We start from the raw sequence: 12402 nt of genomic DNA, 5'->3' as shown, positions 1-12402 counted from the left end.
CGCGAAGGGCGTGCGCGGGCCCTGCTGTCCGGCGGGCGCCTGCTGCCCGGCGGGCGCCGATGCCGGCGCGCCACCGGAGCGCGCGGGGCTGAGCCCAGCGGGCCCCTGACCGCCCTGGCCACCCTGACCGCCCTGGCCACCCTGCGGTTGCCCACCGGGCTGCTGTCCCGATCCCGGACGGCCCGATCCCGGACGGCCCGGCCCCGGACGGCCCGGCCCCGCGGCCGGGGTCAGCGCGCTCGCGGCGGACCGTGACGGCTGCTCAGGACCGCCCTGCGGCGCGTTCGTACCCTGGTTCGCTCCCTGATGCGCCCCCTGGCCCCCCGGTACATGGGCGGGAAGCTGGTTCGGAACGGAGCGTCCGGCGGTGTCGGAGAGCGCACGGCGGGCCCGTCGGCCGCCCGGCTGCTGTCCCTGCTGGGCGTCCGCGGCACCCTGAGCGGGCGCGGCCGGCAGCGCGGGCAGCCCGCCACCCGCGGACTCCTGCTCCGGCTTGCCCCGCCGCCGTCCGCCCGGCGGCACGGCCTTCGCGCTGGGCCCCTCGCCACCGGCAACACCGGCACCGAGGCTGTCCTCCGCAGAAGCCGCACCGGCACGAGCACCAGCACCGGTACCGCTGCCGGCATCCGCCCCGGACGCCGGCATCTCCACCGTTCCGTCCGTGCCGCCGACCTGCTGTCCGGCCGGTGCCGCCGAGCCGTCCGCCTTGACCGGTACCTCCAGGACGTACGCGCTGCCGCCCGCGCCGCCCGGTACCTCGTGGGTCTGGAGCACGCCGCCGTGCAGCCGGACGATGCCGCGCACGATCGGGCCGTGCACCGGGTCGCCGCCGCTGTACGGGCCGCGCACCTCGATGCGGACGACCGCGCCGCGCTTGGCGGCCGCGACCACGATCGTGGAGTCACCGGCAGGCGCCGCGCCCGCGGGCGTGTTGCCCGTCGAGTCGACGCCCGCGACATCGGCGATCAGGTGCGAGAGCGCCTGCGCCAGCCGCGCCGCGTCCACCTCGGCCTTCAGGGGCGGCGCGTGCACCGCGAACTGCGCGCGGCCCGGGCCGATCAGCTCGACCGCGCCCTCCACGCCCGCGGCGACCACCGCGTCCAGCGAGACCTCGGTCCGCTGCAGCTTGTCCGTGCCCGCGTCGAGCTGCTGGTAGCTGAGGACGTTGTCCACCAGCGTCGTCATGCGGCTGTACCCGGCCGTGAGGTGGTGCAGTACCTGGTTGGCCTCCGGCCAGAGCTGGCCCGCGGGGTCCGACGCCAGGGTGCCCAGCTCGGTGCGGAGCTGCTCCAGCGGGCCGCGCAGCGACTGGTCCAGTACGGCGAGCAGCTGGGCCTGCCGTGCCACCAGCGCGTCCATCGGGCGCCGGTCGGTGAAGGTCATGACGGCGCCGACGAGCTGGTCGCCGTCCCGTACCGGAGCGGTCGTGAGGTCGACGGAGACCGCGCGGCCGTCCTTCGCCCACAGGACCTGGGCGCGCACGCGGTGCTTGCGGCCGGACTTGAGCGTGTCGGCGAGCGGGGTGTCCGCCCAGGGCAGGGGGGTGCCGTCGGCGCGCGAGTGGTGGATGAGCGGGTGCAGTTCCTTGCCGCCCAGCTCGCTCGCCCGGTAGCCGAGGATCTGCGCGGCGGACGGGTTGACGAGGACGACCTTGCCGTCCGCGTCCACGCCGACCACGCCCTCGGCGGCGGCGCGCAGGATCATCTCGGTCTGGCGCTGCTGGCGGGCCAGTTCGCTCTCGATGTCGAGCTGTCCGGAGAGGTCGCGGACGACGAGCATCAGCAGTTCGTCGCCGGTGTACGAGGAGCGGTGGTCCGCGTACGCCGCCTCGAAGGCCGACTCGTACGGGGTCCGGCCGTCCTCCAGGTTGGCGCTGGTCACCTCGACCAGCATCTCCGTACCGTCCGTGCGCCGCGCGACCATGCGCGTCGGCTTCTGCCGCCCGCCCTGGTGCGCGCTGTCGTCCGGGCGCCGCATGGAGCCGGGGATGCGCTTGGAGTCGAACGTCGGGAGCAGGTCCAGCAGGCCGCGGCCCACCAGAGCGGTGCCCGGTGCCTCGAACGTCTCCAGCGCGATGGTGTTGGCGTTGACGACCGTGCCGTTGCAGTTGACCAGCAACAATGCGTCGGGCAAGGCGTCGAGTATGGCTGCGAGGCGAGCAGCGCCTCGGGATGGCCTGCTGCTCACGACGACGCTTCCTCCCTGGTGACCGCATCTTGCCGACACCCACCGTGGTGTGTGACTGAAACCCACCGTGGCGTGTCACTGGAAGGGAGTCTACGGGCACCGGGCGGGGACGCGGAGGCGGATGACGAGGAGGTAATGCCACGGCCTTGTGCGACTCGGCGCACGCCCGACATGTGCCCCGCGTCCTGATCTGGGGCCCTACTTGGGCACGAAACCCGGCCGGTTTTCGCGCGCGTCCGACCGGTTTTCACGGGAAGCGGAACCTCAACTTCCGTCCGGCCCGTCTTCGGCTCCCGTCTCCCGGCACCGCCCTGACGTCGGCTTTTGAGTCGACTTGGGGCTCCGCCGGCGGGCTCTCCCGGGAGGCGGCTCAGGAAGCGGCCGAGGGCAGCAGCGGTACGAGCTTGTCCCAGCGGCCGATCTCACAGCCGTTGTCGCGCTTGAAGGTGGCGTCCACCGGGCGCCCGGCCCAGCGGCCCGTGACATGTGCGGTGGCCGGCCCGCCGTGCTGCATCGTGCACACCGCGTCGGACGGCACCGGCGCGAAGGGGTCCTTGCCCCAGCGCGTCGCCTTGTCCAGTGCCCGGCACGCGTCCTTCGCCTTGGGGTGGTCGCCGCCGGTGGGGTGGCACTTCAGTTCGTGCGTTCCGTCCATCGCGGTACTGCCCGATTCCCTGACGGTCACCGTCAGGCGGTCCCCGCCGTCCGACAGCGGGACCGGCATCAGCCGGTGCTGCGCCGACGGGGTGATGGCCGGGGTGGCGGCACCGGCCGTCGGCGCGCCGACGGCGGGCGTGATGGCACAGGTGGCGGCGGTCAGGACGAGTGCGGCAATGCGGCGCAGCGCCATCGGGTTCTCCAGGGCGTGGGACACGGGGACGGGAGGGGGCGGGCACCCCCTGCCCCTCCTAACGCTCCACCGCGCCGTACGTTGCGCAACCGCGCGACCGCGCACGGCGACCGAGCGCTGTGTCGCGCGCCGCGACGCCGGTCCGTACGGGCGGGAAGTGCTTTGCTCAGCCGCCCGTGTGCCTAGTACCGTAGAGCTCGATTGGTGACAGCACGCTGAGCTGTGCCATCATCTGCACACACCACATCGCGTTCGCGCGGGTGGCGTTGCGTGGAGGCGTCGCCTAGTCCGGTCTATGGCGCCGCACTGCTAATGCGGTTTGGGTCTTAAAGCCCATCGAGGGTTCAAATCCCTCCGCCTCCGCACTGTGGGTGAAGCCCCGGCCATCTGGTCGGGGCTTCACTGTTTCCGCAGGTCAGGCGGGGTCCGGTCAATGGATTTCGCGCTACGGCCCGGCTCATGTAATGTTGTTCCCGCAACGCCGACCGGCCGAAAAGAAGGCCGGGAAGTCAAGCGCTCGTAGCTTAACGGATAGAGCATCTGACTACGGATCAGAAGGTTGCAGGTTCGAATCCTGCCGAGCGCACAGTGCGCCGAAAGCCCCGTCGAGAGATCGACGGGGCTTTTGCGTTGCTGTGACGCGTTGCCTCGGAGCTCCGCGTTACCGCTGTCGTCGCCCGATGCGGCGTTTTCGTCTGGCGTCGCCGGTCATGTAATGTTGTCTGCGCATCGCTGCCCGGTCGAACAGATGGCCGGAAAGCCAGGCGCTCGTAGCTTAACGGATAGAGCATCTGACTACGGATCAGAAGGTTGCAGGTTCGAATCCTGCCGAGCGCACAGTGCACGAAGCCCCCTCCGGGTCGCCCGGAGGGGGCTTCGTCGTTCCCGGCGCGCGGTCAGCCCTCCTGGTGGATGCGCAGGTCCTCCCGGCCCGGGGCGAGATGCGGGTGGAGGGTCAGATTCGCGTCGTAGTCGCCGCCGTTCTGGGAGCGGTACGGGATCGGCGGCGTGGTGGCGAGGGCGCTCAGGCGCTCGCGCAGCCGGGCGGCGGCCTCGGCGTACTGCTCGGGCGAGAAGCGGTTGGCGCCGGCGACGAGGACCGGGGGCAGGACGGACATGCCCGCGTACCAGAGCGTGCCGTGCTGGAGGGGGAAGAGGACGGCGTCCAGGCCGCCGTTGATGCCGCGGGGGCCCATCTCGTGCTCGCGGGCGCCGACGGTGAGCACGACCATCGCGCGCTTTCCGGCCAGCCGGCCCTCTCCGTAGCGCAGCGTGCGCCCGGTGGCCTCGTCGAAGACGCCGTATCCGAAGCCCTTCACGAAGACGCGGTCGAACCAGCCCTTGAGGATCGCGGGCATCCCGTACCACCACAGCGGGAACTGGATGATCACCGTGTCCGCCCAGTCGAGCTTGTCGTGCTCGGCGGCGATGTCGGGGGCGAGGCGCCCGCTCTCGTACGCCTCGCGCGAGTGGTGGGCGACGTCCAGCCGGTCGGCCGGGTCGTGGCCGTAGTCGTCGGCGTCCACGACCGGGTTCCACTTCATCGCGTACAGGTCGGAGACCCGGACCTCGTGCCCTTCGGCGCGCAGGGCGGCGATGCCGTCGTCCTTCAGTGCGCCGTTCAGGGAGCGCTGCTCGGGGTGGGCGAAAAGCCAGAGAATCTTCATGTCCTCGATCGTCCGTGGGGCGATGGCCCGAAACGAGTGGCCTGATGGCCATGGTGTGAAAGAATCGGGCCATGGGTGCTTTCACGGAGAGCGGGCGGCACCGGGTCGCGGTCCTGGTGCGGCACGGTCTGCTGCCGATGGAGCTGGGCATCGTCCACCGGATCTTCGGGCAGGCCCGGTCGGCCGCGGGGGAGCCGCTGTACGAGGTGGTGACCTGCGCCGTCGAGCCCGGTGAGGTGCGGACGGACGTCGACTTCACGATCAGTGTGGCGCACGGGCCCGAGACACTGGCCGAGGCGGACACGGTCGTCGTGCCGGCCTCGCACGAGGACTACGACCCGGAGGACGGGCGGCTGTCCGCGCCGCTCGCCGCGGCGCTCGGCCGGATCAGGCCGGGCACCCGGGTCGCGTCGATCTGCACGGGCGCCTTCGTGCTGGCCGTCGCGGGCCTGCTGGACGGCCGCCGGGCCACCACGCACTGGCGGTCCACGGAGGACTTCCGGCGGCTGTTCCCCGCGGTGCGGGTGGATCCCGATGTGCTCTACACCGAGGACGGCAACGTCCTGACCTCGGCCGGGGTCGCCTCCGGCATCGACCTCTGCCTGCACATGGTGCGCAGCGACCACGGCGCCGCGGTGGCCAATGAGGTCGCGCGGAGCACGGTCGTCCCGCCGCACCGCGAGGGCGGCCAGGCACAGTTCATCCGGCGCCCGGTGCCCGAGCGCCAGTTCGCCACGACGGCCAGGGCGCGGGCCTGGGCACTGGAACAGCTGCACCGGCCGCTGAGCCTGCGCGAGCTGGCCGCGCGCGAGTCGATGAGCGTACGGACCTTCACCCGGCGGTTCCGGGAGGAGGCCGGGGTCTCGCCCCTGCAGTGGCTCACGCAGCAGCGCATCGAGCGGGCGCGGCAGCTGCTGGAGGAGACGGACCTGTCGGTGGACCGGGTGGCGGCGGACGCCGGGTTCGGCACGGCGGCGTCGCTGCGGCAGCATCTGCAGGTGGCGCTGGGGGTGTCGCCGAGCCAGTACCGGAGCACGTTCCGGGGGCCGGGAACGCCCGAGGGCCCCGTCGAGCGCGGGGAACAGGCCATGTCCGCGGTGTGAGGGGGCGGGACCATGTGGCGGTGCACGGGACCGCGGTGGACGGACGGCGCCTTCGGGCTCGGCTGGTATCACCAGGAGCGGGGCGAGGAGCGGCGGAGCGCGCTGCCGGCCGGCAAGCCGCTGGCGTTCGCCCTGGAGGGCGAGCGGCGCTGCCTCGGCGTGCGGCGGGCCGGCCGGTGGACCGTCTGTCCGTACGCCGCGGTGCTCGACGGGGCGGGCGCGCGTGACCAGTGCGCTGACTGTGCGCGGCTGGACCGTTCGCGGTCGGTGGCCGCCGACACGATGGCGGACGATCCGCGCCCGTACGCCGTGTACCTGGCGTACTTCGGGCCCGGGCTGCTGAAGGTGGGGATCACCGCGGCCGAGCGGGGCGCGGCCCGGCTGCTGGAACAGGGCGCGGTCGGGTACTCCTGGCTGGGGCGCGGGCCGCTGATGGCCGCGCGGCGCGCCGAGGCGCTGCTGGGGAGCGCGCTGGCGGTGCGGGACCGGTTCGGGAAGGCGGAGAAGCGGGCGGCGCGGCGGGCCCTGCCGCCCACCGCCGAGCGGGCCGCCGCGGTGGCCGCGCTGCACGACGAGGCCCGGTCGCTGCCGGGCTGGCCGGAGGCGCTCCGGGCCGCGCCGTACGCGTACGTGGATCACTCCGAGGTGTTCGGGCTGGACCGGATCCCGGCGGAGCCGGAGGCGCCGGCGGGGATCGCGGCGCTGCGGGCGGGGGACGAGATCGTCGGGGCCGTGCTGGCGGCGGCCGGATCGGACCTGTACCTGCAACAGGCCGGTACGGGGCCGGTGCTGGTCGTGGACGCCCGGCTGCTGGCCGGGTGGGTGCTGCGTGCCGCGGCCGGGAAGGTGACCACGGCGGACGTGGTCCGTGCGGACAGCGGTACGGACGAGGGACGGCAGGAGGGGTTGTTCTGAACGCGTCGGAGAGGCCGGGCGGGGCGGCGGCCGAAGGGGACGAGCGGGTCGGGGCGTTCTGGCGGGAGCTGGGGCTCCCCGGACTGATCGATGTGCACACGCACTTCATGCCGGAGCGGGTGCTGGCCAAGGTCTGGGCGTACTTCGACGCGGCCGGGCCGCTGGTGGGCCGGGAGTGGCCGATCACGTACCGGTACGAGGAGGAGGAACGTCTCGCCGTGCTGCGCGGCTTCGGCGTCCGCGCGTTCACCTCGATGATCTACCCGCACAAGCCCGGCATGGCCCAGTGGCTGAACGGCTGGGCCGCCGGTTTCGCCGCCCGCACGCCGGACTGCCTGCGCACCGCGACGTTCTTCCCCGAGGACGGCGCGGCGGAGTACGTACGGGACGAACTGGCGGGCGGGGCGCGGATCTTCAAGGCACATGTGCAGGTCGGCGCGTACGACCCGGCGGACGAGCGGCTGGACGAGGTGTGGGGGCTGATCGAGGACGCCGGGGCGCCGGTCGTCGTCCACTGCGGGTCCGGGCCCGCGCCCGGCAAGCACACCGGGCCCGAGCCGGTCGCCCGGGTACTGGCCCGGCACCCGCGGCTGCGGCTGGTCGTCGCGCACATGGGGATGCCCGAGTACACCGACTTCCTCGACCTGGCCGAGCGCTACGAGAGCGTGCACCTGGACACGACGATGAACTTCACCGACTTCGCCGAACGGGCCGCGCCGTTCCCGCGGGAGGAGCGCGGGCGGCTGGCGGACCTCGGCGACCGGATCCTGTTCGGCAGCGATTTCCCCAACATCCCGTACGGCTACGCGCACGCGCTGGAGGCGCTGACGCGGGTGGAGCTGGGCGACGACTGGCTGCGCGGGGTCTGTTACGGCAACGCGGCCCGGCTGCTGGAGCTCTGACGGAGGACCGCCCCACCGACGGCCGCCCCCGCGCGCACAGCCGATTGTCAGTGGTGCCTGCCATGCTTTTACCAGTGAGACCGGCTGGACCGCGCGGGGGGCGGCCCAGCCGGTCGTGCACCCCGCTGCCTGCGTTTCTCAGCTGATTCACAGAAACCCGAAAGGGGGTTCTCAGAGGCCGCGGCCAGGCTGGTGGGCATGACTGCCACTGCCGGCTCGCCGCCCTCCGTGAAGAAGCACCCGGAACTGCTGCGCCCCGACGGGAGTCCGGTGCGCGTGCTCGTCGTCGACGACGAGGCGTCGCTCACCGACCTGCTGTCGATGGCGCTGCGGTACGAAGGCTGGGACATCCGCTCCGCCGGGGACGGCGTGAGCGCGCTGCGGGCCGCGCGCGAGTGGCGGCCGGACGCGGTGCTCCTGGACGTCATGCTGCCCGACATGGACGGCCTGACCGTACTGGGCCGGCTCCGCCGCGACCTGCCCGATGTGCCGGTCCTCTTCCTCACGGCCAAGGACGCCGTGGAGGACCGCATCGCCGGGCTGACCGCGGGCGGCGACGACTACGTCACCAAGCCGTTCAGCCTGGAGGAGGTGGTCGCCCGGCTGCGCGGGCTGCTGCGCCGGGCCGGTGCCGCCGCCGTACGGCCCTCGTCGGTGCTCGCGGTGGGCGACCTCCTGCTGGACGAGGACAGCCACGAGGTCTCGCGCGGCGGGGTGGACATCCACCTCACGGCCACGGAGTTCGAGCTGCTGCGGTACTTGATGCGCAATCCGCGCCGGGTGCTCAGCAAGACCCAGATCCTGGACCGGGTCTGGTCCTACGACTTCGGCGGCCAGGCCAACGTCGTCGAGCTGTACATCTCCTACCTGCGGCGGAAGATCGACGCGGGCCGCAGCCCGATGATCCACACCCGGCGCGGAGCGGGATATCTGATCAAGCCCGGCGAGTAGACGGGAAGAGCAGCCATGTCCCGTACTCCCGGCGGCCGTTCGGTGCGCCGCCGCCCGTGGTCGCTGCGTACCAGGCTGGTGGTGGCCGCGGTGGCGCTGATCGCCGTCGTCGGCACCGTCATCGGTACGGTCACCGCCATCGCGCTGCACGACTACCTCCAGAACCAGCTCGACCACCAGCTGGGCGATTCCGTCCGGCGCACGCAGAGCGGCCCGGTCGCGCACGATCCGCTGAAGCGGCAGAGCCTGGACTTCATCGCCATGCCGGGCCAGCCGATCGGCACCGTCGGCGCCCGGACCGCGCCCGACGGCGACCTCGCGCGCGGCGCGAAGAGCAACGACTCGGGCAGCCACGAGCTCGCCGACCACCTCGACGCCCTGGACGACGCGCAGCTCCGGGCGCTGGCGGCGGTCCCCCGGGACGGCGAGCCGCACACCGCCACGCTGCCCGGACTCGGTGACTACCGGGTCGAGTCCACGGGCGACGGCTCGGTCGTCGTGGGCTTCCCGCTGGACCAGGTGCAGGAGACGGTCGGCACGCTCATCGTGGTCGAAATCTGTGTGACGGCCGCCGGGCTGATCGCGGCGGGTATCGCGGGCGCCTCCATGGTCGGACTCGCGCTGCGGCCGCTGCGCCGGGTCGCCGCCACCGCCACCCGGGTGTCCGAACTCCCGCTGCATCAGGGCGAGGTGGCGCTGCACGAGCGGGTACCGGCGGCCGAGGCGGACCCGCGTACCGAGGTCGGCCAGGTGGGCGCGGCCCTCAACAGGATGCTGGGGCACGTGGGTTCGGCCCTGGCGGCACGTCAGGAGAGCGAGACGCGGGTACGGCAGTTCGTCGCCGACGCCAGCCATGAGCTGCGTACGCCGCTCGCCTCGATCCGCGGCTACGCCGAGCTGACCAGGCGCGGCCGCGAGGACCCCGGGCCCGACACCCGGCACGCGCTGGGCCGTATCGAGTCCGAGGCGACCCGGATGACCGGGCTGGTGGAGGACCTGCTGCTGCTCGCCCGGCTGGACGCGGGACGCCCCCTCTCGTATGCGCGCACCGATCTCTCGCCGCTGGTCGTGGACGCGGTCAGCGACGCGCGCGCGGCCGGCCCCGGCCATCACTGGCGGCTCGAACTCCCCGAGGCGCCGGCGCTCGTACGGGCCGACGCGGCACGTCTGCACCAGGTACTGGTCAACCTCCTCGGCAACGCCCGCACGCACACCCCGGAGGGCACGACGGTCACCGCGCGGGTGGCCCGGCACGGCCCGGCCGTCCTGCTGGAGGTCGCGGACGACGGCCCGGGCATACCGGCGGCGACACTGCCGCACGTCTTCGAGCGGTTCGCGCGCGGCGACGCCTCGCGGTCGCGGGCCGCCGGGAGCACCGGGCTGGGCCTGGCGATCGTCCGCGCGGTGGTGGCCGCGCACGGCGGCGAGGTGGGCGTGGCCAGCGCCCCGGGCCGGACGGTCTTCACGGTCCGGCTGGCGGCGGAAGCGGCCGCGCCGGACGCCGCCACGACGCCCGGTACGACGCCCGGTGCGGAGCCTGCCGCGGCCCGTGACGCGGGCCGCGCCGAGGACTCACAGGCAGGCCACAGCCTCACCACACGGTCGTGACAGCGGGGCCGACGAACGTCGGTCCCATGACGACGACACAGCCGGCCCCGGGCTCCCAACCGGCCCCGGGCTCCGCCCAGGCCCCGGCTCCGGGGCCCGCAAGGACCACCGTCCCGCTGGGCTCCCTGCCGCCGCGCGAGCATCTGCGCCCCGGCCGCACCACGACCGTCCTGGACGTCGTGATCCCGGTCTACAACGAGGAGCGCGACCTCGAACCGTGCGTACGGCGGCTCCACGACCACCTGGCCCGCACCTTCCCGTACGGCTTCCGGATCACCATCGCCGACAACGCCAGCACCGATGCGACCCCCGAGGTCTCGGCCCGGCTCGACGACGAGATCCCCGAGGTCACCGCGGTACGGCTGGAGCAGAAGGGCCGCGGCCGGGCGCTGCGCACCGTCTGGTCGATGTCCGGCGCGCCCGTCCTCGCGTACATGGACGTGGATCTCTCCACCGACCTGAACGCGCTGCTGCCGCTGGTTGCGCCGCTGATATCCGGCCACTCGGACCTCGCCATCGGCTCCCGCCTGGCCCGCAGTTCGCGCGTCGTGCGCGGTCCCAAGCGGGAGTTCATCTCGCGCGGCTACAACCTGATCCTACGCGGCTCGCTGGCCGCCCGTTTCAGCGACGCGCAGTGCGGATTCAAAGCGATCCGCGGCGACGTGGCCGAGCGGCTGCTGCCGATGGTCGAGGACACCGGCTGGTTCTTCGACACCGAGATGCTGGTGCTCGCCGAGCGGGCCGGGCTGCGCATCCACGAAGTACCGGTGGACTGGGTGGACGACCCGGACAGCACCGTGCACATCGTGAAGACCGCGACCGACGACCTCAAGGGCGTGTGGCGGGTGGGGCGCGCGCTGGCCACCGGCGCGCTGCCGCTGGACCGGCTGGCCCGGCCCTTCGGCGACGACCCGCGCGACCGGCAGCTGACCGGCGTACCGGGCGGCCTGGCCCGCCAGTTGGTCGGCTTCTGCGCGGTCGGCGCGCTCAGCACGGTCGCGTACCTCCTGCTGTACTCGCTCTTCCGGCTCGGCCTCGGGCCGCAGCTCGCCAACGCGCTGGCGCTGCTGGTCTCCGCGTTCGGCAACACCGCGGCCAACCGGCGGCTCACCTTCGGCGTGCGGGGCCGCGACCGCGCGGTCCGCCACCAGGCCCAGGGCCTGGTCGTCTTCGCCATCGGCCTGGCCCTGACCAGCGGCTCGCTGGCGGCCCTGAACGCGGCGGCCGGCGACCCCTCGCACGGTACGGAGCTGGCGGTACTGGTCGCCGCGAACCTCGCCGCGACCGTGCTGCGCTTCCTCCTCTTCCGCGCCTGGGTCTTCCCGGGCACCACCCCCGCCCGCCACGAGGGCACCGACTCCGGGAGTACCCGATGACCGCCCCACCGACGTACGACGTGCCGCGGACGGACGCGTCGCACGCGCCGCAGCCCCCGGCACGGCCCGCCGACCCCCGCTGGGCACGCCCCGGCCTGCTGCTCCTCCTCGCGGTCACCGCCGCGCTCTACCTCTGGGACCTGGGCGCTTCCGGATACGCCAACCAGTTCTACTCGGCGGCCGTCCAGGCGGGCAGCGAGAGCTGGAAGGCGTTCTTCTTCGGCTCCTCGGACGCCGCGAACTCGATCACCGTCGACAAGCCGCCGGCCGCGCTGTGGCCCATGGCCCTGTCGGTGCGGCTCTTCGGGCTCGGCGGCTGGCAGATCCTGGTGCCCGAGGCGCTGATGGGTGTGGCGACGGTCGGCGTGCTGTATGCCACCGTGCGCCGGCGCTTCGGCGCGGGTGCCGGACTCCTCGCGGGCGGCGCGCTGGCGATCACTCCGGTTGCCGCGCTGATGTTCCGCTTCAACAACCCCGACGCGCTGCTCTGCCTGCTGATGGTCTGCGCGATCGCCTGCGTGCTGCGCGCACTTGAGGACGCGCGGACGAAGTGGCTGGTGCTGGCCGGGCTCTGCTTCGGTCTCGCCTTCCTCACCAAGACGCTGCAGGCGTGGCTGATCCTGCCGCCGCTGGCCGTGGTCTATGCGGTCTGCGCGCCCACGACCGTACGGAAGCGGATCGGGCAGCTGCTGCTCGCGGGGGTCGCGCTGCTCGTCTCGGGCGGCTGGTGGGTGGCGCTCGTCGAGCTGTGGCCCGCGGCCTCGCGCCCGTACATCGGCGGCTCGCAGAACAACAGCTTCCTGGAGCTGACCTTCGGCTACAACGGCCTGGGCCGGATCAACG

10 protein-coding genes and 3 tRNA genes are annotated in these 12402 nt (G+C 73.3%); 10 read left to right on the top strand and 3 right to left on the bottom strand.

Annotated elements, in window-relative coordinates; all coding sequences use genetic code 11:
- Together CCS38_RS22980 and CCS38_RS22975 are read right to left on the bottom strand one after the other, a co-directional pair.
- The coding region (locus CCS38_RS22980; RefSeq protein ID WP_223735207.1) for a PAS domain-containing protein at window positions 1–2187 on the bottom strand (2187 nt) is incomplete at its 3' end.
- A 370-nt stretch (window positions 2188–2557) separates the two neighbouring features.
- A complete protein-coding gene (locus CCS38_RS22975) occupies window positions 2558–3061 on the bottom strand; it encodes an SSI family serine proteinase inhibitor (RefSeq protein ID WP_223735206.1) in 504 nt (167 codons plus the stop codon).
- A 248-nt stretch (window positions 3062–3309) separates the two neighbouring features.
- Between CCS38_RS22975 and CCS38_RS22970 the strand changes: the two genes are divergently transcribed.
- From CCS38_RS22970 to CCS38_RS22960, 3 genes are all read left to right on the top strand, one after another.
- Window positions 3310–3400 (top strand) — tRNA-Ser (locus tag CCS38_RS22970).
- A 150-nt stretch (window positions 3401–3550) separates the two neighbouring features.
- Window positions 3551–3623: transfer RNA gene (locus CCS38_RS22965), tRNA-Arg, on the top strand.
- Window positions 3624–3801: 178 nt separating this feature from the next.
- Window positions 3802–3874: transfer RNA gene (locus CCS38_RS22960), tRNA-Arg, on the top strand.
- A 59-nt stretch (window positions 3875–3933) separates the two neighbouring features.
- Here the strand turns inward: CCS38_RS22960 and CCS38_RS22955 are convergent.
- Complete coding sequence (locus CCS38_RS22955; protein ID WP_223735205.1) at window positions 3934–4704, bottom strand: NAD(P)H-dependent oxidoreductase; 771 nt, start codon at window positions 4702–4704, stop codon at window positions 3934–3936.
- 71 nt (window positions 4705–4775) lie between these two features.
- On the opposite strand from CCS38_RS22955, the gene CCS38_RS22950 reads away from it, so the two are divergent.
- The 7 genes from CCS38_RS22950 to CCS38_RS22920 all read left to right on the top strand — a co-directional run.
- Window positions 4776–5807, top strand: coding sequence for a GlxA family transcriptional regulator (locus CCS38_RS22950; protein WP_223735204.1), 1032 nt, complete (start codon window positions 4776–4778; stop codon window positions 5805–5807).
- 12 nt (window positions 5808–5819) lie between these two features.
- Complete coding sequence (locus CCS38_RS22945; RefSeq protein ID WP_223735203.1) at window positions 5820–6722, top strand: DUF2797 domain-containing protein; 903 nt, start codon at window positions 5820–5822, stop codon at window positions 6720–6722.
- Window positions 6719–7624 (top strand): amidohydrolase family protein, encoded by a 906-nt coding sequence (locus CCS38_RS22940; RefSeq protein WP_223735209.1) that lies wholly within the window; start codon window positions 6719–6721, stop codon window positions 7622–7624. The genes CCS38_RS22945 and CCS38_RS22940 overlap by 4 nt, the downstream gene beginning before the upstream one ends.
- Before the next feature lie 198 nt (window positions 7625–7822).
- On the top strand, window positions 7823–8575 hold the full coding sequence (locus CCS38_RS22935; protein ID WP_308050849.1) for a response regulator transcription factor: 753 nt from the start codon (window positions 7823–7825) through the stop codon (window positions 8573–8575).
- A gap of 15 nt (window positions 8576–8590) precedes the next feature.
- Complete coding sequence (locus tag CCS38_RS22930) at window positions 8591–10183, top strand: sensor histidine kinase (protein ID WP_223735202.1); 1593 nt, start codon at window positions 8591–8593, stop codon at window positions 10181–10183.
- A 26-nt stretch (window positions 10184–10209) separates the two neighbouring features.
- Window positions 10210–11559: a bifunctional glycosyltransferase family 2/GtrA family protein gene (locus tag CCS38_RS22925; protein WP_223735201.1), complete on the top strand. Its 1350-nt coding sequence runs from the start codon at window positions 10210–10212 to the stop codon at window positions 11557–11559.
- A partial coding sequence (locus CCS38_RS22920) for a glycosyltransferase family 39 protein (protein WP_223735200.1) occupies window positions 11556–12402 on the top strand: 847 nt, incomplete at its 3' end. The genes CCS38_RS22925 and CCS38_RS22920, both read left to right, overlap by 4 nt.

Origin of the sequence: Streptomyces purpurogeneiscleroticus (genome assembly GCF_020024005.1) — a bacterium.
GTDB classification, from domain to species: Bacteria; Actinomycetota; Actinomycetes; order Streptomycetales; family Streptomycetaceae; genus Streptomyces; species Streptomyces purpurogeneiscleroticus.
The sequence above is the reverse complement of the archived record's forward strand: the minus strand, read 5'-3'. Positions and strand labels throughout refer to the sequence as shown.

Coding starts and splice junctions, on each gene's coding strand:
- CCS38_RS22930 (WP_223735202.1), top strand. CDS start 8,591: ATGTCCCGTACTCCCGGCGGCCGTTCGGTGCGCCGCCGCCCGTGGTCG.
- CCS38_RS22945 (WP_223735203.1), top strand. CDS start 5,820: ATGTGGCGGTGCACGGGACCGCGGTGGACGGACGGCGCCTTCGGGCTC.
- CCS38_RS22950 (WP_223735204.1), top strand. CDS start 4,776: ATGGGTGCTTTCACGGAGAGCGGGCGGCACCGGGTCGCGGTCCTGGTG.
- CCS38_RS22925 (WP_223735201.1), top strand. CDS start 10,210: ATGACGACGACACAGCCGGCCCCGGGCTCCCAACCGGCCCCGGGCTCC.
- CCS38_RS22955 (WP_223735205.1), bottom strand. CDS start 4,704: ATGAAGATTCTCTGGCTTTTCGCCCACCCCGAGCAGCGCTCCCTGAAC.
- CCS38_RS22935 (WP_308050849.1), top strand. CDS start 7,823: ATGACTGCCACTGCCGGCTCGCCGCCCTCCGTGAAGAAGCACCCGGAA.